A 26,473-nucleotide genomic window follows, 5' to 3' on the forward strand; every position below is an offset into this window, starting at 1 on the left:
CTTTCTTTTGATTAAACTGAGCGAATTCCGTTATGCGTTTAAACCCCGGCCAACAACGAGCTGTCGAATTTGTCACCGGTCCTTGTCTGGTGCTGGCCGGTGCTGGCTCGGGTAAAACCCGCGTGATCACCAACAAAATCGCCCACCTGATCCGCGAATGTGGCTATCAGGCGCGCCATATCGCCGCCGTAACCTTTACCAATAAAGCCTCGCGCGAGATGAAAGAGCGCGTGGCGCAGACGTTGGGGCGTAAAGAGGCACGCGGCCTGATGATTTCCACCTTTCATACGCTGGGACTGGAGATCATTAAACGCGAATACAAGGCGCTGGGAATGAAAGCCAGCTTCTCGCTGTTCGACGATCAGGATCAGCTGGCCTTGCTTAAAGACCTGACCAAACAGTGGCTGGAAGAGGACAAGACGCTGTTACAGCAGCTAATTTCCACCATCTCCAACTGGAAGAACGATCTGGTCGATCCGCAGGGCGCCGCGGGTTTGGCGCAATCGCAGCGCGACCAGATTTTTGCTCACTGTTATCAGCTGTATGACCAACACCTGAAATCCTGCAACGTGCTGGATTTCGACGACTTAATCGCGCTGCCCACGCTACTGCTGCAGCGCAATCAGGAAGTGCGCGAACGCTGGCAGCAGCGCATCCGCTATCTGCTGGTGGATGAGTATCAGGACACCAACACCAGCCAATATGAGCTGGTGAAGCTGCTGGTGGGTGCGCGCGCGCGCTTTACCGTGGTGGGCGATGACGATCAGTCAATTTACTCGTGGCGTGGCGCGCGTCCGCAAAACCTGGTGCTGCTGCAGCAGGATTTCCCGGCGCTGGAAGTGGTGAAGCTGGAGCAAAATTATCGCTCGACGCAGCGCATCCTGAAATCGGCCAACATCCTTATCGCCAACAATCCGCACGTATTTGAGAAGCGCCTGTTCTCAGAGTTGGGGCAGGGCAGCGAGCTGAAGGTACTGAGCGCGAATAACGAAGACCACGAAGCGGAACGCGTAGCGGGCGAATTGATCGCGCATCACTTCATCAACAAAACCGCCTACAAAGATTACGCCATTCTTTATCGCGGCAATCATCAGTCGCGCGTGTTCGAGAAGCAGCTGATGCAGAACCGTATTCCGTATCGTATCTCGGGCGGCACGTCGTTCTTTTCACGTCCGGAAATCAAAGATTTGCTGGCTTATCTGCGCGTGCTGACCAATCAGGAAGATGACAGCGCGTTTCTGCGTATCGTGAATACGCCGCGCCGGGAGATTGGTCCGGCAACGCTGCAGAAGCTGGGCGAATGGGCCAACCTGCGCAATAAAAGTCTGTACAACGCCAGCTTCGATATGGGGCTGGAGCAAACGCTGAGCGGGCGCGGGCTGGAGCATCTGCAGCGCTTTACGCACTGGCTGAGTGAAATCGTCCAGCTGACCGAACGCGAGCCAGTGAATGCGGTGCGCGACCTGATTCGCTGCATCGACTACGAAAGCTGGCTGTTTGAAACCTCGCCCAGCCCGAAAGCCGCTGAGATGCGCATGAAGAACGTTAACCTGCTGTTCCAGTGGATGACCGAGATGCTGGAAGGCGATGAGCTGAACGAGCCGATGACGCTGGCGCAGGTGGTGACGCGCTTTACGCTGCGCGACATGATGGAGCGCGGTGAAAGCGACGAGGAGCTCGATCAGGTGCAGCTGATGACGTTGCACGCCTCAAAAGGGCTGGAGTTCCCGTATGTCTATCTGGTTGGCATGGAAGAGGGGTTATTGCCGCACCAGAGCAGCATCGATGAGAACAACATCGAGGAAGAGCGGCGTCTGGCTTACGTGGGGATTACGCGAGCGCAGAAAGAGCTGACCTTTACGCTGTGCCGGGAACGCCGCCAGTATGGCGAGCTGATGCGCCCGGAACCGAGTCGCTTCCTGCTGGAGTTGCCGCAGGACGATGTGGTGTGGGAGCGCGAGAAAAAAGTGGTGAGCGCCGAAGAGCGCGTGAAGACCGGGCAGACGCGCGTCGCTGGATTGAGAGCGATGCTGGAGAATGCGAAGAAAGGTTGAGTTCCCGGTTAGTGGTCGTAGTCCCCCTCCTCGGTCCTCCCCCATGAATGGGGGAGGAAGATGCTGCCACATGTTAGTGATGGAGCTGCATGTGGCAGCATCTCCTTCCCCCGCGGGCGGGGGAAGGTCGGGATGGGGGACAGCCAGCGCAATCCCAATCAGGAAATCGTCAGTAACCAGTGCACGTAGGACTGATAATGACTCTCCTGCTCTAACAGCTCAGAACGCAGCGGATGCGCTTCGCGCCAACCGGCCGGCAACGTCAAATGCAGTGCATCATCATCCGCCTGTAAACGCACGGCAGGCAAAGTGTCATCGCGACGACGACTTGAGAAGATAATCGCTAAGCGTAGCAAACGACTTAAACGCTCCGCCATGCGCGGCGGTACGGCGTTTTGCTGGGTCAGCAAGGCTAAATCGATGCTGCCGCTTTGGTTCTGCAGCAGGCAAGCCAGCATTTTTTTCTGCGCGGGAGTGAAGCCAGGAAGATCGAGATGACGAATCAGGTAAGCGGCGTGTTGCGGTGCCTGGCGGAAATCGACGCTCAGGCCAATTTCGTGGATAGAACAGGCGCTAAGGAGTAGATCGCGACATCGGTTATCCAGCTTCCAGCTGCTGCTCACCTGACGGAAGAAACTCTCCGCCAACTGACGTACGCGACCGGCCTGGTCAATATCAATGGCAAAACGACGCTGCACGTTCTGCAATGTGCGGCTGCGGATATCACGATCCACCGGCAGATGCAGCATGCCATACACTAAACCTTCGCGCAGTGCGCCGCCGGCCAGCGTCATACCTTCAATGCTGAGTTCCTGGAAGATAGCGATGAGAATCGATAAACCGCTCGGGAACACTAAGGCGCGCTCCAGCGTCAATCCTTCAATTTCCAGCTCTTCCAACTTGCCGCACTGAATCGCGCGCTGTTTCAGCTGTTGCAGTTTGCTTAAGGTGATGCGCTCATCCATGCCCTGCGCCATCATAATTTCCTGCAACGCTTGTACGGTGCCCGACGCTCCGACGCAGATTTGCCAGCCTTTTTCGCGCAGCGCAGCGGCCACCGGACGGATCATCTCGCGCGCGGCCAGTTCGGCCTGCTCGAAATTCTCTTTGGCCAGATGACGGTCGCTGAAGTAGCGTTCAAGCCAGGTTACGCAACCCATCGACAAGCTGAACAGCGTGGTGGCATGTGAACCTTCGCCAGTCACCAGTTCGGTGCTGCCACCGCCGATATCGACCACTAAACGCTGATCGGAACCGCCGGTGGTATGCGCTACGCCCTGATAAATCAGGCGTGCTTCCTCTTCGCCGCTGATGACATTCACCGCGCAGCCAAGAATGTGTTCAGCCGTTGTGAGGAAATCCTGCGCATTTTCGGCAAGGCGCAGCGTGGCGGTTGCCACCACGCGGATTTGTTCCGGAGGAATATCCTGCAGCTGTTCGGAGAACAACCTCAGGCACTGCCAGCCGCGTTGCATCGCCTCAGCGGAGAGGTGATTCGCTTTGTCGAGGCCAGCCGCCAGACGCACTTTGCGCTTTATCCGCGCGACGGTCTGAATGCTGCCAGACACCTCGCGCACCACCAACATATGAAAGCTGTTAGAACCTAAATCAATCGCTGCATAAAGTGACGATGCGCTTAGCATGGTGTGCTTAACCCGAACGTTTACGGTTGCTATTGCGCGGCGCGCCGCTCCGACGGTTACTGTTGTTCCCGCCACGGCGTGGGCCGTTACCCGAGCGGCTGCGTTGCAGACGTTTCGGCGGTGGCAGTTCGCTCATCAGCGCATCGCTGTTGTACTTGCTGACCGGAATACCGTGACCAATATACTCTTCGATTGCCGGCAGGTTCAGCGCGTACTCTTCGCACGCCAGGCTGATGGAGTGACCGCTGGCACCCGCGCGGCCAGTACGACCAATACGGTGAACGTAGTCTTCGCGATCGTCAGGCAGATCGTAGTTGAACACATGCGTGACGGCAGGAATGTGTAAACCCCGTGCCGCGACGTCGGTGGCAACCAGGATATCCACATCGCCTTTGGTGAAGTCATCGAGGATACGCAGACGTTTTTTCTGCGCCACATCACCCGTCAGCAGACCCACGCGATGACCATCGGCAGCCAGATGGCCCCAAATGTCTTCACAGCGGTGCTTGGTGTTCGCAAAGATAATGGCGCGATCTGGCCACTCTTCTTCTACCAGCGTCTGCAGCAAGCGCATTTTCTCTTCGTTTGAAGGGTAGAAAAGCTCTTCTTTAATGCGGTGGCCGGTTTTCTGCTCGGGTTCCACTTCCACGTATTCGGCGTTGTTCATGTGCTCAAACGCCAGTTCACGCACGCGGTAAGACAAGGTTGCAGAGAACAGCATACTCAGGCGTTGGGTGGCCGGCGGCATGCGGCGGAACAGCCAACGAATGTCTTTAATAAAGCCGAGATCGAACATGCGATCGGCTTCATCCAACACAACAACCTGAATCGCGCCCAGGTTGACATGGTTCTGCTTGGCGTAGTCAATCAGACGTCCGGTGGTGCCCACCAGAATATCGACACCATCAGCCAGCACTTTCAGCTGTTTATCGTAGCCGTCGCCACCATAAGCTAGGCCCAGCTTTAAGCCAGTGACCTTGGCTAACGGTTCTGCATCGGCATGAATTTGTACGGCGAGCTCACGCGTCGGGGCCATGATCAGCGCACGTGGCTGATTGATCTGGCGACCTTCTGCGGCAGGATGAGAAAGAAGATAATGAAACGTTGACGTCAGGAACGCCATCGTTTTGCCGGTACCGGTTTGCGCCTGACCCGCAACATCACGCCCTGAAAGCGTAAAAGGCAATGCGAGCGCCTGGATAGGCGTGCAGTTAGAAAAGCCTTTGGTATCAAGGGCTTCTACCACCTGAGGGTGCAGGGCGAAGTCGGAAAACTTCTGTTCAGTTAAGTGTGTTTTGCTCATAGTGTGGTAGAATATCAGCTTACTAGCGCTTTACGAAAGCGTATCCGATGAAATAAAGTCAACCTACGTTGGTATCATTTCCGCCAATTCGCCAGGCGCAATCTTTTGGAGTTAAACATGAGCAGCGATAAGATCGTTCACTTGACCGATGACAGTTTCGACACAGACGTACTGAAAGCAGACGGTGTCACTCTGGTAGATTTCTGGGCTGAATGGTGTGGTCCTTGCAAAATGATCGCCCCAATTCTCGACGAAGTCGCAGAAGAGTACGAAGGTAAACTTACCATCGCTAAGTTGAACATTGATGACAACCCGGGTACAGCGCCAAAATATGGCATCCGCGGTATCCCAACTCTGCTGCTGTTCAAGAACGGCGAAGTGGCGGCAACCAAGGTTGGCGCACTGTCTAAAGGACAGTTGAAAGAGTTCCTGAACGCCAACCTGGCCTAAGCCCGGCGCGGTGTTTGTTCGGCAGTGGTGAATTTTTTCGCCACTGCTGGACGTCTCACTTTAAGCGTGTTAAGTTAATTTCACTGCATTACGCTCTTACCTTGTAGTTTGCATCTAAGTTTTCCCTTGTCAGACCCTACTCGCAATGAACGTTATCGTGGTTTGGCAATCTGATGACTAGCACATTCGGCATCATCTTTCGACTGTCTCCTCGTTTCCTATCGCCACATCTGACGATAATCGTCGAGCTGAGTTGAAAAAGAGCCATTAACAGGCATGGAATTTTTGCCATACCACTCACGACAATCATTTCGAGAATTACCCCGAGTTTAAGAACCCATCACTATGAATCTTACCGAATTAAAGAATACGCCGGTTTCTGAGCTGATTACCCTCGGCGAAAATATGGGGCTGGAAAACCAGGCGCGTATGCGCAAGCAGGATATTATTTTCTCTATCCTGAAACAGCACGCAAAAAGCGGCGAAGACATCTTTGGTGATGGTGTGCTGGAGATATTACAGGATGGATTTGGTTTCCTTCGTTCTGGAGATAGCTCCTACCTCGCCGGTCCCGATGATATCTACGTCTCTCCTAGCCAAATCCGCCGCTTCAACCTCCGCACTGGTGACACCATTTCTGGCAAGATTCGCCCGCCAAAAGAGGGTGAACGCTACTTTGCGCTGTTGAAAGTTAATGAAGTTAACTATGACAAGCCGGAAAACGCGCGTAACAAGATTCTGTTCGAAAACCTTACGCCGCTGCACGCCAGCAAGCGTATGCGTATGGAACGCGGTAATGGCTCGACTGAAGATCTGACCGCACGCGTGCTGGATCTGGCTTCTCCGATTGGTCGTGGTCAACGTGGTCTGATTGTGGCGCCGCCGAAAGCGGGTAAAACCATGCTGCTGCAGAACATCGCGCAGAGCATCGCCTACAACTATCCAGATTGCCTGCTGATGGTGCTGCTGATTGACGAACGTCCGGAAGAAGTGACCGAGATGCAGCGTCTGGTTAAAGGTGAAGTGATCGCTTCGACCTTTGATGAGCCAGCGTCACGTCACGTGCAGGTTGCTGAGATGGTGATCGAGAAGGCCAAGCGCCTGGTTGAGCACAAGAAAGATGTGATCATCCTGCTTGACTCCATCACGCGTCTGGCGCGTGCCTACAACACCGTGGTTCCAGCATCAGGTAAAGTGCTGACCGGTGGTGTGGATGCTAACGCCCTGCATCGTCCGAAGCGTTTCTTCGGTGCGGCACGTAACGTGGAAGAGGGCGGCAGCCTGACCATCATCGCGACCGCGCTGGTTGATACCGGTTCGAAGATGGACGAAGTGATTTACGAAGAGTTTAAAGGTACAGGTAACATGGAATTGCACCTCTCGCGCAAAATCGCCGAGAAGCGTGTATTCCCAGCGATTGACTACAATCGTTCCGGTACCCGTAAAGAAGAGCTGCTCACTACGCAGGAAGAGCTGCAGAAGATGTGGATTCTGCGCAAAATCATCCATCCAATGGGTGAAATCGACGCGATGGAGTTCCTCATCAACAAACTGGCCATGACGAAAACCAACGACGAATTCTTCGATATGATGAAGCGTTCCTAAGTTGCGATCGGCGAGTCGCTAAGCCAAGCGGTGATTCGCACAATTTGCCAGGAAATATTGCTAACGCCACGTCTTAACGTGGCGTTTTTTATTTATGGGCATTAGGATTAGCGCAGTCAGGAAGCTTTTATATTGACTGTGACAGAGATTCGTTTGTTTTTTCAGCAATCAGACTTTTCTGTAGCAGAATTCGGAATAGGGATATACGGCAATGGCGGGTGTTTTGCATATTGTTGTCCACGATTTTAGCTGAGAGCATTAACGTGAATTTACTCACTATGAGTACTGAGCTTGGTTTAGTTTTTCTTTTTACTTTAGTGTTCCTGTTTTTTGCTCGCAAAGCAGCTAAAAAAATTGGGCTTGTGGACACACCAAACTCCAGAAAAAGGCACCATGGCGCCATTCCGTTAGTTGGCGGCATTTCCGTGTACGCGGGAATCTGCTTCGCTTTTGCCATCTCAAATTATTATTTGCCGCACGCGATGCTGTATCTGAGTTGCGCGGGCGTATTGGTGCTGGTTGGCGCACTGGACGATCGCTTCGATATCAGCGTTAAAATTCGTGCGCTGGTGCAGGCGGCGGTTGCCATCGTGATGATGGTCGGCGCCAAACTCTATTTGCTCAGTCTGGGCTTTATTATCGGGCCGGTTGAGTTAATTGTCGGTCCGTTTGGCTACGTATTGACGCTATTCGCCGTATGGGCCGCCATCAACGCGTTCAATATGGTGGATGGGATTGATGGCCTGCTTGGCGGCCTCTCCAGCGTCACTTTCGCCGCCATGGGCATCATTCTCTATTTCGACGGCCAGACCAGCCTCGCCATGTGGTGCTTCGCGATGATCGCCGCCACCATTCCTTATATCCTGCTTAATCTCGGCTTGATTGGCCGTCGCTACAAAGTGTTTATGGGCGATGCCGGTAGCACCATGATCGGTTTCACCATCATCTGGATTCTGCTGGAAACCACCCAAGGCCTGAGCCATCCGATCACGCCCGTCACCGCGCTGTGGCTGATCGCGATTCCGCTGATGGATATGGTGGCGATTATGTATCGCCGTTTGCGCAAAGGCATGAGCCCGTTTTCCGCTGACCGCCAGCACATCCACCATTTAATTATGCGCGCCGGATTCACGTCACGTCAGGCGTTCCTGCTGATTACCGTCGCCGCCGCGCTTCTGGCGGGTATTGGTGTGCTCGGCGAGTATCTGGCTTTCATCCCGGAATGGGTGATGCTGGTGCTGTTCATGATGGCATTCCTCCTTTATGGCTATTGCCTGAAACACGCATGGCGCGTGGCGCGCAAAATCCGTCGCATTAAACGTCGCTGGCAAAGCAGCGAAGATAAAAAATAAATTACCCAGAAAGTACCCTGATAAGGATTTTGTTATGACCTCTGTCGTTGTGGAGAACGAACTGGATATACGTGGCCTTGGCTGCACACTCTGGCGTGGTAAACGCTGGATTATCGGTCTGGCGCTGCTGTTTGCGCTGGTTGCCTGGTTAGCATCGATGTTAATGAAGCAGGCGTGGAGCACCACGGCGGTGACCGATCGTCCAACGGTCAATATGCTGGGTGATTTCTTCGTACAGCAGCAATTCCTCAATAATCTGGATGTGCGCACCAATACGCTCAATCTCAGTTCGCCAGCGCCGACCGTGATGGATGAGGTTTATCAGGAGTTCACCATGCAGCTGGCATCATGGGATACGCGCCGTGATTTCTGGCAGCAGACCGAATACTTCAAAAGCCGCAAAAGCGGTAACGCGCACAACGATGCGGCGCTGCTCGACGACCTGATCACCAACATTCAGTTCACCGCTGCCGACCCGGCGCGCAATATCTTAGATAACATTAAGCTGGTCGCCGAAACCGCCAGCGATGCTAACAATCTGCTGCGTCAATATATCGCCTACGCCAGCGAGCGTGCGGCGCGTCATCTTAATGCGGAGCTGAAAGGCGCCTGGCAGGCGCGCAGCGTGCAGCTGGCGTCGCAGGTTAACCGCCAGCAGGAAGTGGCGCAGGCGGTATTTGAACGTCAACGTCAGCGCATCGAGCAGGCGCTGAAAGTGGCGAGCGAGCAGGGGATTAAAGAGAACCGCGTGCCGGCAACCGGCGAGGCGTTGCCAGACAGCGATCGTTTCCTGCTGGGTCAGCAAATGCTGCAGGCGCAACTCGACACTTTACAAGCCAGCGGGCCTGCTTACGATTTAAGCTATGATCAAAACAAAGCGATGCTGAGTACGCTGCAGGCCGGTCCGCGTCTGGATAAACAATTTCAGACTTACCGCTATTTGCGCACCCCGGAAGAGCCGGTGTCGCGCGATAGTCCGCGCCGCCTGTTTATGATGATCATGTGGGGCGTGATTGGCGCGCTGGTCGGTGCGGGAGTGGCGCTGGTGCGTCGTCCGCGTTCAACGTTAGCAACGAGCCATTAAGAGAAGCCACGTGAAAGTTCTGACGGTATTTGGCACGCGTCCTGAAGCGATCAAAATGGCTCCGCTGGTGCAGGCGCTGGCGCAGGATGCTGCGTTCGAGTCACGCCTATGCGTCACCGCACAACATCGTGAAATGCTCGACCAGGTGCTGCGTTTGTTCCAGCTGCAGCCTGATTATGATCTGAATATCATGCGCCCGGAGCAAGGGCTGACGGAGATCACCAGCCGCATTCTGCAGGGCATGAAAACCGTACTCGCCGATTTCCAGCCGGATGTGGTGTTAGTGCACGGCGATACCACCACCACGTTTGCGGCCAGCCTGGCGGCGTTTTATCACCAGATTCCGGTGGGTCACGTAGAAGCGGGATTGCGTACCGGCAACCTGATGTCGCCGTGGCCGGAAGAGGCCAATCGCACGCTCACCGGCCATCTCGCCAGTTATCACTTCACGCCCACGCAAAATTCGCGACAAAATTTGTTGCGCGAGAATCTGCCAGATGCGCGCATTTTCGTGACGGGCAACACGGTGATTGATGCGCTGCTGTGGGTGCGTGATCGCGTACTGGACGATGCCGATCTCAATGCCCGCCTCGCCGCGCGCTATCCGTTCCTCGACGCTGACAAAAAACTCATTCTGGTTACGGGACATCGCCGTGAAAGTTTTGGCGACGGCTTTGAACGCATTTGCAGTGCGCTGGCGCAAATCGCGCGCCAGCATCCGCAAGTGCAAATTGTCTATCCCGTGCACCTCAATCCCAACGTCAGCGAACCGGTTAATCGCATTCTCAGCGGCATCGAAAACATCATTCTGATTGAGCCGCAAGAGTATCTGCCGTTTGTCTGGCTGATGAATCGCTCATGGCTGATTCTCACCGACTCCGGTGGCATTCAGGAAGAAGCGCCGTCATTAGGCAAACCGGTGCTGGTGATGCGCGATACCACCGAGCGTCCGGAAGCGGTGGAGGCAGGCACGGTGAAACTGGTCGGCACCGATATCAGTAAAATTGTCGCTGAAGTCAGCCTGCTGTTGCAGGACGATGAAGCCTGGCAGGCAATGAGTCGCGCGCACAATCCGTATGGCGATGGCCATGCCTGCGCGCGCATCTTGCAGGCCCTAAAACAACACAGAGTGTAACCATGCGTTTTGAAACCATTTCCGTTATCGGACTGGGCTACATTGGGCTGCCAACGGCAGCCGTTTTTGCCTCAAAGGGAAAGAAAGTCGTTGGGGTGGATATTAATGTCCGCGCCGTTGAAACCATCAATCGTGGCGATATCCATATCGTGGAACCCGAGTTGGGTGATGTGGTGCGCAAAGCCGTGCGTGCCGGTCATCTACGTGCGACTACACAGGCCGAAGCCGCCGATGCATTCCTGATCGCCGTGCCCACGCCGTTTATCGGCGACCATCAGCCGGATCTCAGCTATGTGCAGGCCGCGGCGCTGTCGATTGCACCCGTGTTAAAAGCGGGCGATCTGGTGATCCTCGAATCGACGTCGCCGGTGGGCGCCACCGAGCAAATGGCGGAATGGCTGGCGGCGGCGCGTCCCGATTTGCGTTTCCCGCAGCACGGTGATGCGTGCGATGTGTTTATCGCTTACTGCCCGGAGCGCGTGTTGCCCGGCAAAGTGATGGTTGAACTGCTGGAAAACGATCGCGTCATTGGTGGCATGACGCCAGCCTGTTCCGCACGCGCCAGCGAGCTGTACCGCATTTTCCTGCGCGGCGCGTGTGTGGAAACCAATGCGCGTACCGCCGAGATGTGCAAATTGACAGAAAACAGCTTCCGCGATGTGAATATCGCCTTTGCCAATGAGCTGTCGCTGATTTGCGCCGAGCAGGGCATCAACGTGTGGGAGCTGATTGCGCTCGCGAATCGCCATCCGCGCGTCAACATCCTGCAACCCGGACCGGGCGTCGGCGGGCACTGTATCGCCGTCGATCCGTGGTTTATCGTGGCGCAGAATCCAGAACAGGCGCGACTGATTCGCACCGCACGTGAAGTGAATGATGCCAAACCGGGCTGGGTGCTGGATCAGGTAAAGCAGGCGTTAGCAGAGTGCCTCACCGCCAGCGGCAAACGCGCCAGCGATGTCACCATTGCCTGCTTTGGTCTGGCCTTCAAACCGAATATTGACGATCTGCGCGAAAGTCCGGCGATGAGCGTCGCGCATCGTATTGCCGAGTGGCACAGCGGCGCAACTTGGGTGGTTGAACCGCATGTGGAAGACATTCCGCAACGTCTGGCGCACGAAGCCACGCTGGTTGCCACGGACGTAGCGCTGCAGCAGGCGGATATTCTGGTGATGTTGGTTGATCACGCACAGTTCCGCGCGATTGATGCGGCCCAGATTGCCCAGCCGTGGATTGTTGATACCAAAGGCGTTTGGCGATGAAACAGTTTCTGGTGACCGGCGGGGCAGGATTTATCGGTTCTGCGCTGGTACGTTTTCTGCTTGAAAACACTGAACACCGCGTGGTGGTGGTCGATAAGCTAAGCTATGCCGGCAATCTGGCGTCGCTGGCGCCGGTGCAACAGAATGCACGTTTCGCCTTCGAACAGGTGGATATTTGCCATCGCGCTGAGCTGGATCGCGTCATGGCACACTATCAACCGGATTGCATTATGCATCTGGCGGCAGAAAGTCATGTTGACCGCTCGATCGATGGACCTATCGCCTTCATCGAAACCAATATTGTCGGCACCTATCAGCTGCTGGAAGCGGCGCGTCATTACTGGAATGGCATGGCAGATGAACGCAAAAAAGGCTTCATTCTGCATCATATCTCCACTGATGAAGTGTTTGGTGACCTGCACGGTAGCGACGATTTCTTTACCGAAACCACGCCGTATGCGCCGAGCAGCCCCTATTCGGCGACCAAAGCCAGCAGCGATCATCTGGTGCGCGCCTGGCTGCGCACCTACGGTTTGCCGGTCATCATCACTAACTGCTCCAACAATTACGGACCGTATCATTTCCCGGAGAAGCTGATCCCACTCACCATCATTAATGCGCTGGCGGGCAAACCGCTGCCAGTGTATGGCAACGGCAGCCAGATACGCGACTGGCTATATGTAGAGGATCACGCGCGGGCGCTGTATAGCGTGGTGAGCAGCGGCAAAGTAGGGGAAACCTACAATATTGGTGGTCATAACGAGCGACGTAATCTTGAAGTGGTGGAAACGCTGTGCGATCTGCTGGATGAGTTGGCGCCGCAGCAGCGTGCACCGCACCTGAGCCGCTACCGTGACCTGATTACCTTTGTTAGCGATCGTCCCGGCCACGACCAGCGCTACGCCATCGACGCCAGTAAAATTGAGCGTGAGCTGGGTTGGACGCCGCAGCAAACCTTTGAGAGCGGCATTCGTAAAACCGTGCAATGGTATCTGGCAAACCCGCAATGGTGGCAGGCAATTCTTAACGGCAGCTATCGCGGTGAGCGTCTGGGATTAGCCACGCCGCGTTAAACGCACTTCAGAAGGAGCAGCGATGAAAGGCATTATTTTAGCCGGAGGTTCGGGCACGCGTTTGCATCCGATTACCCGCGCCATCTCGAAACAGCTGTTGCCGGTATATGACAAACCCATGATTTACTATCCGCTGTCGGTACTGATGCTGGCAGGGATTCGCGAAATTTTGATCATCACCACGCCAGAAGATCGCGCCCATTTTGAACGCTTACTGGGCGACGGCAGTGAATTTGGGATTCAGCTAACCTATGCAGAACAACCCCGTCCTGATGGGCTGGCGCAGGCATTTATCATTGGCGAAAGTTTTATTGGTGACGATCACTGTTGTCTGGTGCTGGGCGACAATCTCTATTTCGGCCAGGGTTTCAGCCCCAAGCTGAAGAAAGTGGCCGCGCGCAGCAGCGGCGCGACCGTCTTTGCTTATCAGGTGATGGATCCGGAGCGTTTTGGCGTGGTGGAGTTTGATGACGACTTTAACGCGCTCTCCATTGAGGAAAAACCGCAGCAGCCGAAATCGCGCTGGGCGGTCACCGGACTCTATTTTTACGACAACCGCGTGGTGGAGTTCGCCAAACAGGTGAAACCTTCCGAGCGCGGTGAGCTGGAAATCACCGCCATCAACCAGATGTATCTCGATCAGGGCGAACTTGCAGTGGAGTTGCTGGGGCGCGGATTTGCCTGGCTGGATACCGGCACGCACGACAGCCTGATTGAGGCGAGTATGTTTGTGCAGACGGTGGAAAAACGGCAGGGCTTTAAAATTGCCTGCCTGGAAGAGATTGCATGGCGTAACGGCTGGCTGAGCGATGCCCAGCTTTTAGCCGCGGCTCAGGCGCTAACCAAAACCGGCTACGGCCAGTATCTGCTGGATGTTCACAATGCCCGTCCGCGTCAATATTGATCCCCTTACATGGGAAAATGAGTTCTTCGGTCAGAACAGCGTGCGCTTATCGCTGGATGGCGATTTGGTGCTGGCCGAGGCCCTTCAGCAGCCGTATGCGCTGTGGCAAGTGAAGGTGCCCGCTGAACGTGTTGATGCCATCGATGCGCTGAGCCAGCATGGTTTTCAGTTAGTGGAAGGCGAAGCTGACCTTTCCCTCAGCATCAAACATACCGAGCGGCAAGTTGGCGTGCGCATTGCGCGGGAAGCACAAATCCCGGCACTGCGTGAAGCGGCTGCGCAGGCGTTTAGCCAAAGTCGCTTCCGCGCGCCGTGGTTTGCTGCGGCGGACAGCGGACGTTTCTACGCGCAGTGGATTGAAAATGCGGTGCGCGGCACCTTTGATAATCAATGTCTGGTGGCCTGCGATGAGCAGGGCGCGCTGCAAGGTTTCGTCTCGATGCGCGAAGTGGACGGCGACATGCGCATCGGTCTGCTGGCGGTATTGCCCGCCGCACAAGGTTGCGGCGTCGGCCAGCGCCTGCTGCTCGCCGCCGCCGACTGGGGCCGCGTGCGTCAGCTAACGCATCTGCGCGTGGCGACCCAGCTCAGCAATCTCACGGCGTTGCGCCTCTATTTACGCAGCGGTGCGCGGCTGGAAAGCACCGCTTACTGGTTCTACAGGAAAGCCTCATGATCCCATTTAATGCGCCGCCGATTGTCGGCAGCGAAGTTGAATATATGCAGTCGGCGATGGCCAGCGGCAAGCTGTGCGGCGATGGCGGCTTTACTCGCCGCTGCCAGCAGTGGATGGAACAGCATTTCGGCAGCAAAAAAGTGCTGCTGACGCCATCCTGCACCGCGTCGCTGGAGATGGCGGCGCTGCTGATTGACCTGCAGCCTGGCGATGAAGTGATCATGCCGAGCTACACCTTCGTCTCCACCGCCAACGCCTTTGTGCTGCGCGGCGCGACCATTGTGTTTGTCGATGTGCGCCCCGATACGCTAAATATCGATGAAACGCTGATTGAAGCGGCGATCACGCCGAAAACCCGCGCCATCGTGCCAGTGCATTACGCGGGCGTGGCCTGCGAGATGGACAGCATCATGGCGCTGGCGGCGAAGCATAAACTCTATGTTATCGAGGATGCCGCGCAAGGCGTGATGTCGCAGTACAAAGGACGCGCGCTCGGCACCATTGGTCACATTGGCTGCTTTAGCTTTCACGAAACTAAAAATTACACCGCCGGCGGTGAAGGCGGCGCAACGCTGATCAATGACGCGAAGCTGGTGGATCGTGCCGAGATCATTCGTGAAAAAGGCACCAACCGCAGCCAGTTTTTCCGTGGTCAGGTAGATAAATATACCTGGCGCGATATTGGCTCCAGCTATTTGATGGCGGATTTGCAGGCGGCCTATTTGTGGGCGCAGCTGGAAGCGGCGGAGCAAATTAATCAGCAGCGTTTGCGTTTGTGGCAACGCTACTACGATGCGCTGCGGCCGCTGGCTGCTGCCGGCCGTATTGAGCTGCCGGTAGTGCCAAAAAATTGCCGCCACAATGCACATATGTTCTACATCAAGCTGCGCGACAGCGACGATCGTCAGGCGCTGATCAACTGGATGAAAGAGGCGGAAATCCTCACGGTGTTCCATTACATCCCGCTGCACTCGTCGCCAGCGGGTGAACGTTTTGGCCGCTTCCACGGTGATGATGCCTTTACCACGCGTGAAAGCGAGCGCCTGCTGCGCCTGCCGCTGTTCTACAACTTATCGGATAACAACCAGCGTACGGTGATCAGTTCGCTGCTGAGTTTCTTTGCCTGATGTCATTAGCAAAAGCATCAGTCTGGACCGCTTCTTCCACGCTGGTAAAAATCGTTGCTGGCCTGCTGGTGGTGAAACTGTTAGCGATAAGCTTCGGACCCGAAGGGATCGGGCAAGCCGGTAACTTCCGCCAGTTGATTACTGTACTCGGCGTATTGGCGGGCGCGGGCATCTTTAACGGCGTCACTACGTTAGTCGCGCAACATCAGCAACAGCCACAACAACTGCGCGCGGTGACCGGCACGGCTTCGGCGATTGTGCTCGGTTTTTCAACGCTGCTGGCGCTGGTGTTTTTGCTGGCGGCAACGCCCATCAGCACGGCGCTGTTTGGTCATGCTGAATATGCCAACGTGGTGCGCATTGTCGCCTTTCTGCAGCTCGGTATTGCCTGGGCCAATCTGACGCTGGCGTTGCTGAAGGGCTTTCGCGATGCGCGCGGCAATGCGCTGGCGCTGATTGCCGGAAGTATCGTCGGCGTGCTGGGTTATGTGCTGTGCTGGTGGCTGGGCGGCTATGCTGGTGCGTTAGTGGGATTGGCGCTGGTGCCGGCGCTGCTGGTGTTTCCGGCGTTGCTGATGCTGCGTCGCCATCGCGATCGGCTGCCGCTGAGCTGGCTGATGCCAGGCTGGCATCCTGACCTGGCGCGCAATCTGGCGAAGTTTACGCTGATGGCGCTGATCACCTCATTCACCTTGCCGGTGGCGTGGGTGATGATGCGAAATCTGCTGGCCGAGCAGCAAGGTTGGGCGCAGGTCGGTTTATGGCAGGGCGTGAGCAGTATTTCCGATGCCTACCTGCAATTTATCACCGCCACCTTTAGCGTCTGGCTGCTGCCCACGCTGGCGCGGCTGGAGCAGAAACCGCAAATCGCCCGTGAGATTGGGCGTGCGCTGCGCTTTGTGTTACCTGCCGTCGCAGCGGCCAGTTTCTGCGTATGGCTGCTGCGCGATGTCGCTATCTGGCTGCTGTTTTCGCCGCAGTTCAGCGCGATGCGTGACCTTTTCGTCTGGCAGTTGTGCGGTGATGTGTTTAAAGTCGGCGCCTATGTTTTCGGATATCTGGTGATCGCCAAAGCGTCACTGCGCTTCTATATTCTGACGGAAATCAGCCAGTTTGCCCTGCTGACCGGTTTTTCCCATTGGCTGATTCCGCTGCACGGGACCGCCGGGGCCGCGCAGGCTTACATGGCAACCTACGTTCTCTATTTCGCCCTTTGTTGTGGCGCCTTCATGATTTATTGCCGGAAAAAATGACGACTTTTCACGTATTGGGATCGGATATCCCGCATCACAATCATACGGTGCTGCGCTTCTTTAATGACGTGATGAGCGCCGAGCTGCCTGGCGCTGCGCCGCGTCAGTTTATGGTGGTATCCAGCGCGCCCGAAACGCTGCAAGCGTATGCTTCATTGCAGATTGAAACCTTTGCCAGCAAGCGTGCGCTGGCGCAAGCGGTGGTGACGCGTGCTGCCGATCGCTCGCAGCGCTTCTTCTTTCACGGCCAGTTTAATCCCAGCATTTGGTTGGCCTTGCTGAGCGGCAAACTGCGTCGTCAGCAGGCGTTCTGGCATGTATGGGGCGCAGATCTCTACGAAGAAGGGCGCGGCCTTAAGTATCAGCTGTTTTATCTGCTGCGCAGAATGGCGCAAGGGCGCGTGGCGCGCGTGTTTGCGACGCGCGGTGATGTGCACCATTTCCAGCAGCGTCATCCGCGCGTTCCCGCCTCGCGGCTCTATTTCCCGACGCGCATGCCGGATGTGGCGCTGCCTGCGCCAGTGGAAAGCCCCGATTTCACTATTCTGCTCGGTAACTCCGGCGATCGCAGTAATCGCCATATTGCCGGTTTAGAGGCGATTCGAGCCCAGTTTGGTGAACAGGTGAAAATCGTCGTGCCGCTCGGTTATCCGCAGAACAATCACGCTTACATCGATGAGATTGCCGCCGCCGCACAGCGCCTGTTCCCGGCGGGGCAAGTGACGCTGCTGCGCGACAAGATCGACTTTGATGCCTATCTGACATTACTTAGCCGCTGCCAGCTCGGCTATTTTATGTTCGAGCGCCAGCAAGGCATTGGTACGCTTTGCTTGCTGATTCAGGCCAATATTCCGTTTGTGCTGAACCGCAAAAATCCGTTCTGGCGCGATCTTAGCGAGCAAGGTTTGCCGGTGCTGTTTAGCGAAGATGCGCTGGATAGCGCCAGCGTGGCCGAAGCGCAACGGCAATTAGCGCAGTGCGATCACTCTTCGATCGCCTTTTTTGCCCCCGGCTATCTGGCAGGCTGGCGCGACGCGCTAACCCTGAGTGAAAGGGAGAGAACATGAGCCTGATGCAGTTTAGTGGTCTGCTGGTGGTTTATCTGTGTTCGCTGGGTTTCATTCTGACCCTAACCTGGCGGGAATTTAAACGGGTGCGCTTCAACTTCCACCTGTTCTTCACCATTTTGTTTTTACTGACCTTCTATTTCGGCTTCCCGCTGACCAGCGTGCTGGTATTCCGCTTTAACGTGGCGGTGGTGCCGCCGGAATATCTGCTGCAGGCGCTGCTGGCCGCTACCAGCTTTTATGCCATCTATTACGTTAGCTACAAGGTGCGGCTGTGGCCGGCCAATGCGCCTGCGCGCAAACCCTGGCTGCAGATGAACCGGGTTGAAACCCATCTGACCTGTCTGCTGCTGGCGCTGGTGGCGATTGGCACCGTGACGGTGTTCTTTATGCACAACGGCCTGCTGCTGTTCCGGCTTTCGGCTTACAACCAGATCTTCTCCAGCGAAGTGTCCGGCGTGGCGCTTAAACGCTTCTTCTACTTCTTTATTCCGGCGATGCTGATTCGCTACTTCCTCAAGCCAACCCAGCGTCAGTGGCTGTGGTTTTTGCTGGTGTCGGTGGCATTTGGCTTGCTGACCTACGCGCTGGTGGGCGGCACGCGCGCCAATATCATTATCGCGTTCGCGCTGTTCTTGTTTATTGGTATAACGCGCGGCTGGATTACGTTGTGGATGCTGGTTGGCGCCGGTGTGATGGCGATTGGCGGTATGTTCTGGCTGGCGTTGCGTCGCTATAACCTCGACGTAGTGGGCGATGAAGCGTTTTATACCTTCCTTTATCTGACGCGCGACACCTTCTCGCCGTGGGAAAATCTGGCGCTGTTGCTGCAAAACTACGACAAGATCGATTTTCAGGGGCTGGCACCGATTTGGCGCGATTTCTACGTGTTCATTCCCAGCTGGATGTGGCCGGGACGTCCAACTGCCATTCTTAACAGCGCTAACTACTTTACCTGGGAAGTGCTGAACAACCATTCCGGCTTGGCGATCTCGCCCACGCTGTTGGGTTCGCTGGTGGTGATGGGCGGCGTGTGGTTTATCCCAATCGGTGCGGTGGCTGTCGGCCTGCTGATGAAAGGCTTCGATAACCTTTATCTGTATGGCCGCGATACCAGCAATCGTTACAGCGGGGCGATTTTGCAGAGTTTCTGCTTCGGCGCGGTGTTTAATATGATCGTGCTGGCGCGTGAAGGGCTGGATGCTTTCGGCTCGCGCGTGGTGTTCTTTTGTCTGATTTTTGCGGCCTGTATGTGGGCGGCTAAATTGCTTTACTGGCTGTTGGCGCGCGCGGGGTTGATTCGTCCGCGCAGCGAGCCGGTTTTACACAGCCCTTCTTAACCTTTGGGCACAACGGGAAATTCATACCATGGAAACCGATAAGCCGCGCTATAGCCTGCGCGGAGTCGATCTTCACGCCTTCAACGATATGGCGAGCTTTCTGCGCTTTCTGCTGCCCGAGGGTAAACCGCGTTGCGGCACGCTGGTAGCGATGAATGCCGAGAAAATGCTCACGCAGGAAGAAGATGCGCAGCTACGCGCACTGATCGCTGAGGCTGAGTTCAAATATCCGGATGGCATCAGCATCGTCCGTTCGCTACGTAAGAAGTATCCTCAGCTGCAGGTGAACCGCATTGCAGGCGCGGATTTATGGGAAGCGTTGATGGAGAGTGCAGGGCGTAGCGGCATTCCGGTGTTTCTGATTGGTGGACGTCAGGCGGTGCTGCAGGAAACCTGCGACAAGCTGCGCCGACAGTGGAATGTGAATATCGTTGGCAGTCAGGATGGTTACTTTGCGCCTGAAGCGCGCGACGCGCTGTTTGCCCGCATCGCCGCGAGTGGTGCGCAGATTGTCACGGTGGCGCAAGGTTCGCCGCGCCAGGAGCTGTTGATGCGTGATTGCCGCGCCCATTGGCCGCATGCGCTCTATATGGGCGTTGGTGGCACTTACGATGTGTTTACCGGGCACGTTAAGCGCGCGCCCGTTTGGTGGCAAAAGTCCGGACTGGAATGGCTTTATCGCCTTATTCGTCAGCCTTCGCGTCTGCGTCGCCAATTAAAGCTGCTGAAATACTTACGCTACCATTGGCGGGGCGACCTCTGAAATTGCTGGTTTTTCCAGCGAAAATGAGAGGGTAAGCGCCTCAAACTGCTGTAATTATCGATGGAATGCACAAAGCGTAATCAAACGCGTTTTTTTTCTAAAAAAGGGCTGGACAGTATGAGGTCAAGCCCGTAGTATGCCCATCCGCAACGGCGCTACGCGCCCGTAGCTCAGCTGGATAGAGCGCTGCCCTCCGGAGGCAGAGGTCTCAGGTTCGAATCCTGTCGGGCGCGCCATTTAGTTTGTGCGCAAGAGCTTCGGTGGTTGGTTAGACCGCGTTATGCAGTGAATTAGTAAGCGAAACACGCTTACGCACCAGAATTATGGTGGCTATAGCTCAGTTGGTAGAGCCCTGGATTGTGATTCCAGTTGTCGTGGGTTCGAGTCCCATTAGCCACCCCAGATTTTGCTCGGTCACGCGATGGTGGCGGAATTGGTAGACGCGCTAGCTTCAGGTGTTAGTGTTCTTACGGACGTGAGGGTTCAAGTCCCTCCCTTCGCACCAGGCAAAATTACGCAGTAGCGTTAAAGAAGTAAAAAATCGGCGAGTAGCGCAGCTTGGTAGCGCAACTGGTTTGGGACCAGTGGGTCGGAGGTTCGAATCCTCTCTCGCCGACCATATTCGAAAAGCCTGCTTGAAAAAGCAGGCTTTTTTCGTTTGTATCCGCCATTCATATTCTCAACTCTTCCCATCATTTCCTTTGAGCGTAATTCCGCACATTGTCGCTATTTAGATACATATAAATCATTGATTTATATGGGCATGACAATTCCTTGCATAGCTTGTCGTTCTGCGGAGACAGCTTATTGAATGATCGTCGCGTTTTACCGACAGTGGCTAACACCGGGATTGTGGCAGGGACTATATCCTGTTGATATTAATTAGCTTATTGCACGTGCTGCAACTTTGGCACGTCTTGTGCAATAATCTACCTGTAGATGCTCATTCCACCTCTTATGTTTGCTGATGCTACATAAACCTGGGAATGATGCAGAGCCCCTTACGGCATCCGTTGTCCAGCCTGGCAGTATTTGCGCACGCTTTACTGCAGTAAGAAGGACATTACGTTGAGTCGGATGCCATCAGTTGTCTTAACGACCTGATCTTACACCTGCTTATGGCAGGTGTTTTTTTGTCTGTAATATGGCGAAGGGTAGATTCGGCTTCGGAACGCAAGGTTCAGTTAAGCCGCTTCGGGTTTTGCGATGAGTTCACTGGTCACGCGTATATCGAACTCAGTGAAAAGTGCGGTAGGAATTTTTTTTTTGCCTATCTTCTTCAGGCTCACAAAGCCGTGACCTTCCAACGTTTTCAGCGTCGCAGACAGATTACTGACTCGACGTCCCGAAAGCTCCGCCAGCTCTGTAACGGTCTGAGGTTTGCGCTCGTGCATAAGCTTGAGAAGTAGGATGTTCTCATTGCTAAGCACCTGCGCAATCGCGTTCACGGACGCAAACCAAACTTTGGGTTCATCAGCCTCAGGTTTGTACTGCCCACTCGCAATGCTCAGCATGCGATTACGCATATTCTCTGGAGAAATAATGCCGATGAGCGCTTTCATGATTTACCCTCTTTTTCACCAATGATTTTGTCTACATTTTCCAGAAAGTCTTCGAGCAGTTGGCTGGCCGAAACAAAGAAATAGGGCTGCCCAGAATCAACAGAGGTTTTATGCAAATGGTCATAAACCGTCCATTTACCTGAAAAACCTCTCTTCGGCGGCTTAATGGCATGAGCGTTATCTATGCCGAAGATGCGGGTGTTGTAATTGTTATGGAAGGTAAGATTGTACCTTATGCCATGCGGCCTGAACTTCGACGGTGCTTCTTTACGAACCTCAATTTTCCACCAATATCCGCTCTCATAAGTAAATCGATATCCATCCATGTCGATCAGCGTATTTAATCCGTAGTCTTCATCATCCATATACTTATGACCCGATCATAACAAATCAATGTTGCTGTGTAAAATTTCATCAGACCCACACGGTAATGATCGAAACAGATCAGGATATTGATTAGCGATAAATTGCAGGCAAAAAAAAGCCGGGACAAGCCCGGCGTGCACAAAAGTAACAATCGTAAATCAGACGCTGGGATTGGTCTTCAGCGTCAGTAGCAGGCCTTCACGACGCATTTTGGCAGCGTCTTCCGGACGATGCAGGCGGTCGTAAACATCGGCCAGCCAGGCATAATCAAACGCATCCGGACGCTGCGCCAGCGCTTGCTGGAACGCTTCTGCCGCCTGCTGCCATTCCCCATGACGCATCAGCAGCTGACCCAGCGTGCTATGGAGCAGCGGCGTGGCGCCATGCTGTTTAATCTGCTGACGCAATGCTTTCTCCAGAGATTGCGGATCGCCACTTTTAATACGCGGCATCAGCAATACCAGACGATCGTCATATTGACGTTTCAAACCTTCCAGCACGATGCTCTGTGCGGTATCCGGGTCGTCACACTCAATCAGATGTTCTGCCATAGCCACCTGCAAGGCGGTTTCCTGACGCGTTTTGCGGCTCTGGTTTTGCCACCATTTCTTCAAACCGTCGCTGCCTTGATCGGCCATCGCCTGGTTCATCAGGCCCAGCCAGGCTTGCTGCTGCAAGGCATCGCGCTGTGCTTCATCATTGATCTGCACTTTCTGCATCGCAGGCAGAATGTCGAGCAATGCGCCCCATGCGCCGGTACGAATATAGGCTTGTTCTGCCAGACGCAACACCTCCGGATGGCGCGGCGCGACTTCCAGCAGGCGATCAACGCCATGGCGTGCCGCATGATCTTCGTTGCGCGCCAGTTGCAGACGTACGCGTGTGATTTCAACCGGAATCGTGTCATTCACCGACAGCTCAGAAGCGCGCTCCAGATGCTGATTAGCACGGATTTCGTCACCGCGTTGCTGTGCCGCTTCGGCAGCCAGCAAGTAGTTTGCCACTGGCTGATCGGCGTGGTCGGCATTTTTCGACAGCAGTTTTTCGGCCTGTTTAAAGTCACCTTCCGCCAGTTTCATCAGCGCGCTTTGCGTGTGGCGCTGCGCGCTACGGCGCTTGCGGCCGGTGAACCAGCCGCGTGTGCGGGCGCCAGTGCGGAACAGGCGACGCAGAATCCATTCCACCAACAAAATCACCAGCAGGCTGAGGATCAAAATGATCGCCAGGCCGGTTACGCTGGTTTCAATGTTCCAGTTGTCGGTTTGGATCAACACGTAGCCCTGATGGCCGGCTACCATCGGTCCAACCACAACGCCCGCAATCAGCAGCAGGAAAAGCACCAATACTTTCAGCATGGTTAGCCTCCTTGTTGATCAGCAGCAACCGATGGCTGAGCCAGCAAATTACGTACGCGGGTTTGCATCAGTTTTTCCAGCAGCGGCTGGCTTTCCAGCGTATCCGGCACATCCATTGAAATGCTTTGCTGGCTCAATTCATCCAGCTGTGCAAGGAAGGCTTTGGTGGCGGCATCGTTGGTGTCATACCAGGCGCGAACCCAGGTTGATACCGCATCGATAGACTGTTTGTAGATCTCATCCTGATGACGCGGTACGGCCTGAGCCGCAATCAGCAGGCGCGAACGAATGTTTTCGCGCAGGTAAACGTCCTGATTCGGTGCCAGCAGCGGCTGTGCGGTGTTGTCGCGGCGGCGGATGGTGATGAAATCATCCATAAAGTTATGCCAGCTTTTCACCAGATTTTGACGCCACTCGTGCAGCGAACTTGAGAGTTCACCGCCATCAGCGTCCATAGGCGAATCATCGCTGTCGTTGTCGGCCAGGCGTAGATTATCGACGCCGTTCGACAGCTGATTAAGCTTGAGGATGGTGCCGTCATAATCAACCTGGCTGACGGCGGAGAGTGAACTGATGTCCTGCGTTAAGGCGCGACGCACGTTCATCACACTCGGATCGTTCATGTCGGCCAGGCTGGAATCAGCACTTTTCAATAACGCTGCCGCGGTGGTGACATCCTGATCGCTCCACAGTTTGCGGCCCGCCAGTTTGACGAGGTAGTCCGCTTGCGCCAGTAGCCAGGTACGCGTGTCGTTTCCAGAGATGGTAGCGACTTTATCACGCAGGGTTTCCAGCTCTTTTGCGCTGTTATCCTGCTGCGTGCGCGCCTGCTGCAAGGCGCTGTTGGCGCTATCCAGCTGTTGCGTCAGCTGCTGTTTGTCGCTGCCCAGTTGCTGCTGCAAGGCGCTCAGCTGCTCACTGAGATTCTGGTTAGTTTGAGCCTGTAAATCGGCCTGGTGTTTCCCATTAAGGTAAAGTCCCGCCCCAATCGCCAGCGCAATCACAATCGCCACGGCACTCAGCACCTTGCCATCGCCTTTTTTATCGCGAGGTGGTTTGGTTGCTGGCGAGGGAGAATTGTCCGCTGGGGTGGTTTCTTCAACCATGGCGGAGGAGGCTTTTTGTTCCGTCATTATGGCTCATCCCATTGTTAAGTTCAGCGTAACGCGCGCAGCAGCGCATCGTTATCGGCACCATCGGCTACATCAATGTCCTGCCAGCCTAATTCAGCGGCTTGCGTAGCCAAACGTTCACTGACGACCACAAGCCGACAGTGCAGTAACCATTCCCGACGATCAATTGGCGGAAACAGAGAAAAGAGTTGTTGTAACATTTCGCCGCTGGTTACCACCAGCGTTGTAATGCCGCGATCGCGCCAGCGTCGGCCTTCAGTCGCGCCGTTGTAGTGCTTTTCACAGCGCTGATAGCACTCGCAGTATTGCACCTCAACGCCGCGTTCAATCAGCGTTTCTGCCAGCAACTCGCGCCCCGGACTGCCGCGCAGAATCAGCGCGCGTTTGCCACTAACCTGCTGCAGACGGTTCAGGCGCACCAGCTCTTCGCTGGTCTCCCGCGCATGAGGATAGTCTACTTTGAGATTACTGACGGTATGCAGGGCTAAAGCGGTGCTGCGACCAATAGCATAATAGTTGAGGGCTTCAGGCCATGTTGTCGCGCTTTGCTGTAAAGCGGGCTCGGCGAAAGTAACGACCTGCTGCGACAGTAAAAACACCAGATCGCCTGGCTGTAACGCCGCAAGTTGGCTTGGCAAATGGATAAGATCGCGACCCGGCGTAAATTCAATCAGCGGGAAGCCCCATGCCAGCTTGCCCAGGCTGCGCAAACGCGAGACCAGTTCAGTGGCGGCCGGTTCCGGGCGGGTCACGAGGATGGTCATACTGGCGGTTGACCTTGATACACTTCACGCAGAATGTCGCGCGCGCCGCCATCCAACAGCTCTTCGGCCAGCGAAACCCCCATTCTTTCGGCGTGATCGCGTGGACCGCGACGCTCGCCGACCACCATTTGACTGCCGTCCGGTGAGCCAACTAATCCGCGCAGCCACAGCTGATCGTCTTCCAGCACCGCGAAGCTGCCGATAGGCACCTGACAACCGCCTTCCAGCCGCGTGTTCATTGCGCGTTCGGCGCGCACGCACACGGCGGTATCGTCGTGATTCAACGCCTGTAGCAGCGTAATCAATTGCTCATCATCTGCGCGGCATTCAATGCCGACGGCGCCCTGACCCACGGCGGGCAGGGAGATCTCGGCAGGCATTGCCTGACGGATGCGATCTTCCAGACCTAAACGCTTCAAACCGGCCGCCGCCAGAATGATGGCGTCATATTCACCGGCATCAAGTTTGCCAAGACGCGTGCCGACGTTGCCGCGCAGTGAGCGAATCACTAAATCCGGACGACGGGCGCTAAGCTGGCACTGGCGACGCAGGCTGGACGTCCCAACAACCGCGCCTTGTGGCAGCTCATCAACACTGTTGTAACGATTGGAGACGAAAGCATCGCGCGGATCTTCACGCTCGCAAATGGTCACCAGACCGAGGCCTTGTGGAAAATCGATCGGCACATCTTTCATTGAGTGCACGGCGAGATCGGCGCGGCCTTCCAGCATTGCCAGCTCAAGCTCTTTAACGAATAGCCCTTTGCCGCCAACCTTTGCCAATGGCGTATCAAGGATGACATCACCTTTGGTGACCATCGGCAGCAACTCAACTTGCAGACCCGGATGAGCCGCCATCAGACGCTGTTGGACATATTGTGCCTGCCACAAAGCAAGGGGACTTTGTCTGGTAGCAATTCTGAAAATTTTGTTTAACATGCTGTTAACCATTTTGATCGTTCATCGAATATCCTATCATTGATAGGGGAATGCTGTCAGTTTCAACGGATTGAAAAGGCCGCGATGTCAGACTGCGCCTGGATCTTGCGGGTCGCAATTTTGTGTCGAAGTCTGAAAAAAGCAGGGCTACGGTCGGAACATGCTAAACTGTTAAGTAGCGCAACTTTCTTTACGGTCAATCCTCCGGGTGTTAGATTGATCACGTTTCCAGCAATTATTTGCCCGATATCTTTATTATTAAGC

General features: G+C 55.2%; 23 protein-coding genes and 4 tRNA genes. 19 read left to right on the forward strand and 8 right to left on the reverse strand.

What is annotated here, in order from left to right; translation table 11 throughout:
• Positions 1-32: 32 nt before the first annotated feature.
• Positions 33-2,054 carry a DNA helicase Rep gene (rep, locus tag DEU53_RS17640; protein ID WP_101763778.1) on the forward strand — a complete coding sequence of 674 codons (2,022 nt, stop codon included), beginning with the start codon at positions 33-35 and terminating at the stop codon, positions 2,052-2,054.
• 158 nt (positions 2,055-2,212) lie between these two features.
• Here the strand turns inward: rep and gppA are convergent, their stop codons facing one another.
• Both gppA and rhlB read right to left on the reverse strand, forming a co-directional pair.
• Positions 2,213-3,697 carry a guanosine-5'-triphosphate,3'-diphosphate diphosphatase gene (gppA, locus tag DEU53_RS17645; RefSeq protein ID WP_110867908.1) on the reverse strand — a complete coding sequence of 495 codons (1,485 nt, stop codon included), beginning with the start codon at positions 3,695-3,697 and terminating at the stop codon, positions 2,213-2,215.
• 7 nt (positions 3,698-3,704) lie between these two features.
• On the reverse strand, positions 3,705-5,000 hold the full coding sequence (gene rhlB, locus DEU53_RS17650) for an ATP-dependent RNA helicase RhlB (protein WP_110867909.1): 1,296 nt from the start codon (positions 4,998-5,000) through the stop codon (positions 3,705-3,707).
• Positions 5,001-5,117: 117 nt separating this feature from the next.
• On the opposite strand from rhlB, the gene trxA reads away from it, so the two are divergent.
• The 18 genes from trxA to DEU53_RS17740 all read left to right on the forward strand — a co-directional run bounded on the left by trxA (position 5,118) and on the right by DEU53_RS17740 (position 20,710).
• Positions 5,118-5,450 carry a thioredoxin TrxA gene (gene trxA, locus DEU53_RS17655; protein WP_008105741.1) on the forward strand — a complete coding sequence of 111 codons (333 nt, stop codon included), beginning with the start codon at positions 5,118-5,120 and terminating at the stop codon, positions 5,448-5,450.
• A gap of 345 nt (positions 5,451-5,795) precedes the next feature.
• The gene (gene rho, locus DEU53_RS17660) at positions 5,796-7,055 is read left to right on the forward strand and encodes a transcription termination factor Rho (RefSeq protein WP_008105744.1); all 1,260 of its coding nucleotides are present in this window, start codon (positions 5,796-5,798) and stop codon (positions 7,053-7,055) included.
• Between the two features lie 278 nt (positions 7,056-7,333).
• Positions 7,334-8,407, forward strand: coding sequence for a UDP-N-acetylglucosamine--undecaprenyl-phosphate N-acetylglucosaminephosphotransferase (gene wecA, locus DEU53_RS17665; protein WP_110867910.1), 1,074 nt, complete (start codon positions 7,334-7,336; stop codon positions 8,405-8,407).
• Between the two features lie 34 nt (positions 8,408-8,441).
• Positions 8,442-9,491: an ECA polysaccharide chain length modulation protein gene (wzzE, locus tag DEU53_RS17670; protein ID WP_110867911.1), complete on the forward strand. Its 1,050-nt coding sequence runs from the start codon at positions 8,442-8,444 to the stop codon at positions 9,489-9,491.
• A 10-nt stretch (positions 9,492-9,501) separates the two neighbouring features.
• Positions 9,502-10,626, forward strand: coding sequence for a non-hydrolyzing UDP-N-acetylglucosamine 2-epimerase (wecB, locus tag DEU53_RS17675; RefSeq protein ID WP_101763773.1), 1,125 nt, complete (start codon positions 9,502-9,504; stop codon positions 10,624-10,626).
• 2 nt (positions 10,627-10,628) lie between these two features.
• A complete protein-coding gene (gene wecC, locus DEU53_RS17680; RefSeq protein WP_110867912.1) occupies positions 10,629-11,888 on the forward strand; it encodes a UDP-N-acetyl-D-mannosamine dehydrogenase in 1,260 nt (419 codons plus the stop codon).
• Positions 11,885-12,961: a dTDP-glucose 4,6-dehydratase gene (rfbB, locus tag DEU53_RS17685; protein ID WP_110867913.1), complete on the forward strand. Its 1,077-nt coding sequence runs from the start codon at positions 11,885-11,887 to the stop codon at positions 12,959-12,961. The genes wecC and rfbB overlap by 4 nt, the downstream gene beginning before the upstream one ends.
• A 22-nt stretch (positions 12,962-12,983) precedes the next feature.
• Positions 12,984-13,865: a glucose-1-phosphate thymidylyltransferase RfbA gene (gene rfbA, locus DEU53_RS17690; protein WP_101763770.1), complete on the forward strand. Its 882-nt coding sequence runs from the start codon at positions 12,984-12,986 to the stop codon at positions 13,863-13,865.
• On the forward strand, positions 13,843-14,541 hold the full coding sequence (rffC, locus tag DEU53_RS17695; RefSeq protein WP_110867914.1) for a dTDP-4-amino-4,6-dideoxy-D-galactose acyltransferase: 699 nt from the start codon (positions 13,843-13,845) through the stop codon (positions 14,539-14,541). The genes rfbA and rffC overlap by 23 nt, the downstream gene beginning before the upstream one ends.
• Positions 14,538-15,668 (forward strand): dTDP-4-amino-4,6-dideoxygalactose transaminase, encoded by a 1,131-nt coding sequence (rffA, locus tag DEU53_RS17700; protein WP_110867915.1) that lies wholly within the window; start codon positions 14,538-14,540, stop codon positions 15,666-15,668. The genes rffC and rffA overlap by 4 nt, the downstream gene beginning before the upstream one ends.
• Positions 15,668-16,921 (forward strand): lipid III flippase WzxE, encoded by a 1,254-nt coding sequence (gene wzxE / locus DEU53_RS17705; RefSeq protein ID WP_110867916.1) that lies wholly within the window; start codon positions 15,668-15,670, stop codon positions 16,919-16,921. Before rffA ends, wzxE begins: the two co-directional genes overlap by 1 nt.
• Positions 16,918-17,988 carry a TDP-N-acetylfucosamine:lipid II N-acetylfucosaminyltransferase gene (locus DEU53_RS17710; protein ID WP_110867917.1) on the forward strand — a complete coding sequence of 357 codons (1,071 nt, stop codon included), beginning with the start codon at positions 16,918-16,920 and terminating at the stop codon, positions 17,986-17,988. The genes wzxE and DEU53_RS17710 overlap by 4 nt, the downstream gene beginning before the upstream one ends.
• The gene (gene wzyE, locus DEU53_RS17715) at positions 17,985-19,328 is read left to right on the forward strand and encodes an ECA oligosaccharide polymerase (protein ID WP_110867918.1); all 1,344 of its coding nucleotides are present in this window, start codon (positions 17,985-17,987) and stop codon (positions 19,326-19,328) included. Before DEU53_RS17710 ends, wzyE begins: the two co-directional genes overlap by 4 nt.
• A gap of 28 nt (positions 19,329-19,356) precedes the next feature.
• Positions 19,357-20,091 (forward strand): lipopolysaccharide N-acetylmannosaminouronosyltransferase, encoded by a 735-nt coding sequence (wecG, locus tag DEU53_RS17720; protein ID WP_110867919.1) that lies wholly within the window; start codon positions 19,357-19,359, stop codon positions 20,089-20,091.
• 159 nt (positions 20,092-20,250) lie between these two features.
• Positions 20,251-20,327: transfer RNA gene (locus DEU53_RS17725), tRNA-Arg, on the forward strand.
• A 90-nt stretch (positions 20,328-20,417) separates the two neighbouring features.
• Positions 20,418-20,493, forward strand: a tRNA-His gene (locus tag DEU53_RS17730).
• A gap of 16 nt (positions 20,494-20,509) precedes the next feature.
• Positions 20,510-20,596, forward strand: a tRNA-Leu gene (locus DEU53_RS17735).
• A gap of 37 nt (positions 20,597-20,633) precedes the next feature.
• Positions 20,634-20,710 (forward strand) — tRNA-Pro (locus tag DEU53_RS17740).
• 565 nt (positions 20,711-21,275) lie between these two features.
• On the opposite strand, the gene DEU53_RS17745 is transcribed toward DEU53_RS17740, so the two are convergent.
• The 6 genes from DEU53_RS17745 to hemC form a co-directional block, all read right to left on the reverse strand.
• Complete coding sequence (locus DEU53_RS17745; RefSeq protein WP_110867920.1) at positions 21,276-21,653, reverse strand: MarR family transcriptional regulator; 378 nt, start codon at positions 21,651-21,653, stop codon at positions 21,276-21,278.
• A complete protein-coding gene (locus DEU53_RS17750; RefSeq protein WP_101763762.1) occupies positions 21,650-22,018 on the reverse strand; it encodes a DUF6516 family protein in 369 nt (122 codons plus the stop codon). The genes DEU53_RS17745 and DEU53_RS17750 overlap by 4 nt, the downstream gene beginning before the upstream one ends.
• A 159-nt stretch (positions 22,019-22,177) precedes the next feature.
• Positions 22,178-23,374, reverse strand: coding sequence for a protoheme IX biogenesis protein HemY (gene hemY, locus DEU53_RS17755; RefSeq protein ID WP_110867921.1), 1,197 nt, complete (start codon positions 23,372-23,374; stop codon positions 22,178-22,180).
• A gap of 2 nt (positions 23,375-23,376) precedes the next feature.
• Positions 23,377-24,507 (reverse strand): uroporphyrinogen-III C-methyltransferase, encoded by a 1,131-nt coding sequence (gene hemX / locus DEU53_RS17760; protein WP_101763760.1) that lies wholly within the window; start codon positions 24,505-24,507, stop codon positions 23,377-23,379.
• Positions 24,508-24,530: 23 nt separating this feature from the next.
• Complete coding sequence (gene hemD, locus DEU53_RS17765) at positions 24,531-25,271, reverse strand: uroporphyrinogen-III synthase (protein ID WP_101763759.1); 741 nt, start codon at positions 25,269-25,271, stop codon at positions 24,531-24,533.
• On the reverse strand, positions 25,268-26,209 hold the full coding sequence (gene hemC, locus DEU53_RS17770) for a hydroxymethylbilane synthase (protein ID WP_101763931.1): 942 nt from the start codon (positions 26,207-26,209) through the stop codon (positions 25,268-25,270). Before hemC ends, hemD begins: the two co-directional genes overlap by 4 nt.
• Positions 26,210-26,473 lie beyond the last annotated feature (264 nt).

The sequence above is a fragment of the Pantoea sp. AG1095 genome, assembly GCF_003208415.1.
Classification (GTDB): Bacteria; Pseudomonadota; Gammaproteobacteria; order Enterobacterales; family Enterobacteriaceae; genus Pantoea; species Pantoea leporis.